Below are 4,230 nucleotides of genomic sequence, written 5' to 3'. Positions count from 1 at the left end.
CGGTGCGGCACGATGGGGGCCATGACCGCGCCGCCCCTCGCGTCGTCGCCGGGTGCGAAGCCACCCGGCCCGGCGGCGCGGACCAGGCAGCTCCTGCGCGACAGCCCGCTCACCGTCGCGGCGGCCGTGGTCAGCACGCTGTTCTTCGGCGCGCAGCTCGCCGTGCCGGCCGTGGCCGGCACGCTGCAACGGGATGCGGGCATCGTCGGCGAGGGGCAGTGGTGGCGGGTGCTGACCGCGCTGCTCGTGCAGCCGTCCGGGTGGGGGCAGTTCGCGTACAACACGCTCGGGCTGGTGCTGGTCGGCGTGGTCGTCGAGCGGTGGTGCGGCCGGATCCGCTGGCTCGCCGTGGGTCTCGCGGCGGGCCTGGCCGGTGCGGTCGTGACGGTCGTGCTGGACCCGTCCGGCAGCGGCGGCGGCTCCTCCGACGTCGTCGCCGGCCTGATCGGCGCCCTCGCGGTCACGGCCTGGCGCACCGGTCGCCCGCCACCGCTGCCGGCCCTGCTCTACGCCGGCCACTTCGCCGTCTACCTGACCTTCCTCGCCGCGGCGGGTGCCGTCGCGGCGACAGTGGCGGGCACGGTCGCCATCGCGCTGGCCGCCGCGGCGCACCGGGCGGGCCGCGCCCGCCCGCCGGTCCTGGGCCTGCTCGCCGTCGTCGTCTGCGGTGCCGGGGTGATGACCGTGCTCGGCGACGACCACGGCATCGGCCTGCTGGCCGGTCTGGTGCTGGCGCTGGTGTGGGGCCTGCCCGCCGGTCGCATGGCCGCGGTGGGGGGCGGTCAGGGTGCGCGGGAGCCGCGGCGCCGCTCCTGATCGGACACCGCTTCGAGGTCGGGCAGCCGGTCCAGCTGGCGCAGCGGCTGCGCCAGCCGGACGTTGCCGGCCAGCCGTTCGCGGTTGCGGTCCAGGAACGCCCAGTAGCCGGCGGTGTACGGGCAGGCGTCGGCGCCGAGCCGGCGGCGCGGGTCGTACGGGCAGCCGCCGCAGTAGTCGCTCATCCGGTTGACGTACGCGCCGCCCGCGGCGTACGGCTTCGTGGTGATCTCGCCCGCGTCGGCGTACTGGCTCATGCCGACCACGTTGGCGGTCATCACCCACTCGTATCCGTCGACGAACGCGCGGTGGAACCACCCCGCCAGCTCGTCCGGCCGCCAGCCGCGCTGGAGCGCGTAGTTGCCGAGGATCATCAGCCGGGGGATGTGGTGCACCCAGCCGCGGTCGCGCACGCCGGCGAGCACGTCGGACAGGCACCGGGCCCGCACCGCGCCCGCGTCCAGCTCCTCGAACCAGCCGGGCAGCGTGCGCCGCGCGCCCAGCCGGTTGCGGCGCGCGTACCGCTCGCCGAGGTGCCAGTACAGGTGCCAGATGTAGTCGCGCCAGCCGATCAGCTGCCGGATGAACCCCTCCGCGCTGGACAGCGGCACGTCGCCGGCGCGGTAGGCCTCCTCGGCCCGGTGCGCCGCGTCGAGCGGGTCGAGCAGGCCCAGGTTGAGCGCGGCGGAGAGCATGCTGTGCGCCAGCCACGGGTCGCCGGAGAGCATCGCGTCCTCGTACGGGCCGAAGGCGGCGAGCCGGTGGCGGACGAAGTGGCGCAGCCGTTCGGCGGCCTCGGCGTGCGTGGCCGGGAACAGCCGCGGCCCGTCGCGGCCGAGGAAGCGCACCCCCTCGGCCGCCCAGCGGTCGAGATCCGCGCGGACCTCCGCGTCGATGTCGTCCTCGGCGGGCATCGGCGGGGCGGGCACGTCCAGGTGCCCCGAGCGCGGCGGCGGCTGGCGGTTGTCGGCGTCGAGGTTCCACCGCCCGCCCGCCGGCTGGTCGCCGTCCATGAGCAGGTCGTGCAGCACCCGCGCGTGGCGGTAGAAGTCCTCCATGCGCAGCCGGGAGCGCCCGCGCGCCCAGTCGGCGAACTGCTGCGGGCTGCTCACGAAGCCGCGCGGGGCGAGCAGCTCGACCCCGGCCGCGCGGACCAGCCGCCGGGCCGCGCGGGAGGTGGGGTGGCAGACCTCGAGCGGCTCGCGCACCCGGTCGAGCGCCTCGCGGTAGGTCTCGGTCCGCAGGAAGACGGCCTGCTCGCCCAGCTCGGCCGCGCGGTGGCGCAGCGCGGAGAGCACGAGGTGGGCCTTCTGCCGGTGGAAGACCCGGCGACGGAACACCGCCTTGGACTCGACGAGCAGCACGGGCTGGTCGGCGCGGTCGAGGAAGTGCGGCCCGAGCTGATCGGCGAAGAGCCAACGACGGCGCATACCGCACCATATCGGACGCATCCTCGGTGGTGTGAGCCAGGCCGACGCCGTTCGGGTGGCATCGACCTCCGCCGTGCGGCTAGGGTGCCGGACGGCGCCGCACCCCGGGCGCCCCACCTCGGAAAGGTTCACGACATGACCTCCCCCTCCGGCATGCCGTCGCGGCGCCAGCTGCTCACCGGCGCCGCCGCGGCCGTCGTCGCCGGCCCGCTGGCCGTCGCCGCCCCGGCGCACGCGGGCGACAAGGGCCGGCCGACGACCTGGGACCTGACCGTCCTCGGCACGTCCGACACCCACGGCAACGTCTTCAACTGGGACTACTACCGCGACAAGGAGTACGACGACAGCGCACACAACGACGTCGGCGTCGCGAAGGTCGCCACCCTGGTCAACCAGATCCGCGCCGAGCGCCGCGGCAAGGCGACCCTGGTCCTGGACGCGGGCGACACCATCCAGGGCACCCCGCTGGCGACGTTCTACGCCAAGCAGGAGCCGATCACCGAGACCGGCGAGCGGCACCCGATGGCCCGCGCGATGAACGTCATCGACTACGACGCCATCACGCTGGGCAACCACGAGTTCAACTACGGCCTGCCGCTGCTCGACCTGTGGATCCGCCAGCTGGGCTTCCCGGCGCTCGCCGCCAACGCGGTCAAGGTGCGCAACGGCAAGCCGGCGTTCGAGCCGTACGTGATCAAGAAGGTCTCGCTCGGCCCCGGCGCGCCGTCGCTGCGCGTCGGCATCCTGGGCCTGACCAACCCGGGCGTCGCGATCTGGGACAAGGCCAACGTCGAGGGCGTGCTGCGCTTCGAGGACATGATCGCCACCGCGGCCAAGTACGTGCCGATCATGCGCGAGCGCGGTGCCGACATCGTGCTGATCTCCGCGCACGGCGGCGACAGCGGCGTGTCCAGCTACGGCACCGAGCTGCCCAACGAGAACCCGACCGCGCTGATCGCGCAGCAGGTGCCCGGGATCGACGCCATCCTGTTCGGCCACGCGCACGCCGAGATCGTGGAGAAGTTCGTCACGAACGAGGCGACCGGCGAGCAGGTGCTGACCTCCGAGCCGTCGAAGTGGGGCCAGCGGGTCACCCGGATGGACTTCACGCTGACCCGCGAGCGCGGCCGCTGGAAGGTGCTCAGCAAGCACGCCACCATGCTCAACACCAACACCGTGGTCGAGGACCCGAAGGTCGTCGCCGCCGTGAAGGCCCAGCACGACAAGACCGTGGCCTACATCAACCAGGTGGTGGCCACCTCGGTCGTCGAGCTGTCCGCGGCGCAGTCGCGCTACGTCGACACCCCCATCCTCGACTTCATCAACAAGGTGCAGGCCGACACGGTCGCCGCCGCCATGGCCGGCACCGAGTACGCGGACCTGCCGGTGCTGTCGATCTCGGCCCCGTTCAGCCGCACCGCGCTGTTCCCGGCCGGCGACGTGAAGATCAAGGACGTCGCGGGGCTCTACATCTACGACAACACCCTGGAAGCGGTCGTGCTCACCGGCGCCGAGATCCGGGCGTACCTGGAGTACTCGGCCAAGTACTTCCGCACGCACGCCGTGGGGGCGACGGTCGACCCTGCCACGATCAGCGAGCCGACCGTGCCGGACTACAACTACGACACGTTCTCCGGCATCGACTACGACATCGACATCAGCAAGCCGGTCGGCCAGCGCATCACCGCGCTGCACCACGCCGGCACGGCCACCCCGGTCGCCGACGCCGACCGGTTCGTCGTCGCGGTGAACAACTACCGCCGCAGCGGCGGCGGCGGGTTCCCCGGCATCGTCAAGCCGCAGGTGTACAACGCGCAGCAGGAGATCCGCCAGCTGCTCATCGACTGGGCGCAGGCCAAGGGCGTCATCGACCCGGCCGACTTCTTCCAGCCGAACTGGCGCCTGGTCCGCGAGGGCGTCCCGGTCTTCTGACCGGCCCCGGGGGGGGGGCCCCGGCACCCGCGGGGGGGGCCCCCGCCCGGTG

Annotated in this window: 3 protein-coding genes; 2 read left to right on the top strand and 1 reads right to left on the bottom strand. The window is 73.5% G+C overall.

What is annotated here, in order from left to right; translation table 11 throughout:
* Positions 1–21 precede the first annotated feature (21 nt).
* On the top strand, positions 22–816 hold the full coding sequence (locus tag AB0J67_RS39530; RefSeq protein ID WP_363490696.1) for a rhomboid family intramembrane serine protease: 795 nt from the start codon (positions 22–24) through the stop codon (positions 814–816).
* Here the strand turns inward: AB0J67_RS39530 and AB0J67_RS39525 are convergent.
* Positions 783–2,246: a cryptochrome/photolyase family protein gene (locus tag AB0J67_RS39525; RefSeq protein ID WP_363490694.1), complete on the bottom strand. Its 1,464-nt coding sequence runs from the start codon at positions 2,244–2,246 to the stop codon at positions 783–785. The two genes, AB0J67_RS39530 and AB0J67_RS39525, sit on opposite strands and share 34 nt — an antisense overlap.
* Before the next feature lie 135 nt (positions 2,247–2,381).
* Here AB0J67_RS39525 and AB0J67_RS39520 point away from each other — a divergent pair, with 135 nt between their 5' ends.
* Entirely contained in the window at positions 2,382–4,178 is a 1,797-nt protein-coding gene (locus tag AB0J67_RS39520) for a 5'-nucleotidase C-terminal domain-containing protein (RefSeq protein WP_363490692.1), read from the top strand.
* The last annotated feature ends 52 nt before the right edge of the window (positions 4,179–4,230 follow it).

This window comes from Catellatospora sp. NPDC049609 (genome assembly GCF_040675365.1).
In the GTDB taxonomy this organism is placed as follows: domain Bacteria; phylum Actinomycetota; class Actinomycetes; order Mycobacteriales; family Micromonosporaceae; genus Catellatospora.
This window is presented reverse-complemented; position numbering and strand designations above follow the sequence as displayed.

Bases quoted from the DNA above. Each gene is read 5' to 3' on its own strand.
- AB0J67_RS39525 (WP_363490694.1), bottom strand. From the start codon at position 2,246: ATGCGCCGTCGTTGGCTCTTCGCCGATCAGCTCGGGCCGCACTTCCTC.
- AB0J67_RS39520 (WP_363490692.1), top strand. From the start codon at position 2,382: ATGACCTCCCCCTCCGGCATGCCGTCGCGGCGCCAGCTGCTCACCGGC.
- AB0J67_RS39530 (WP_363490696.1), top strand. From the start codon at position 22: ATGACCGCGCCGCCCCTCGCGTCGTCGCCGGGTGCGAAGCCACCCGGC.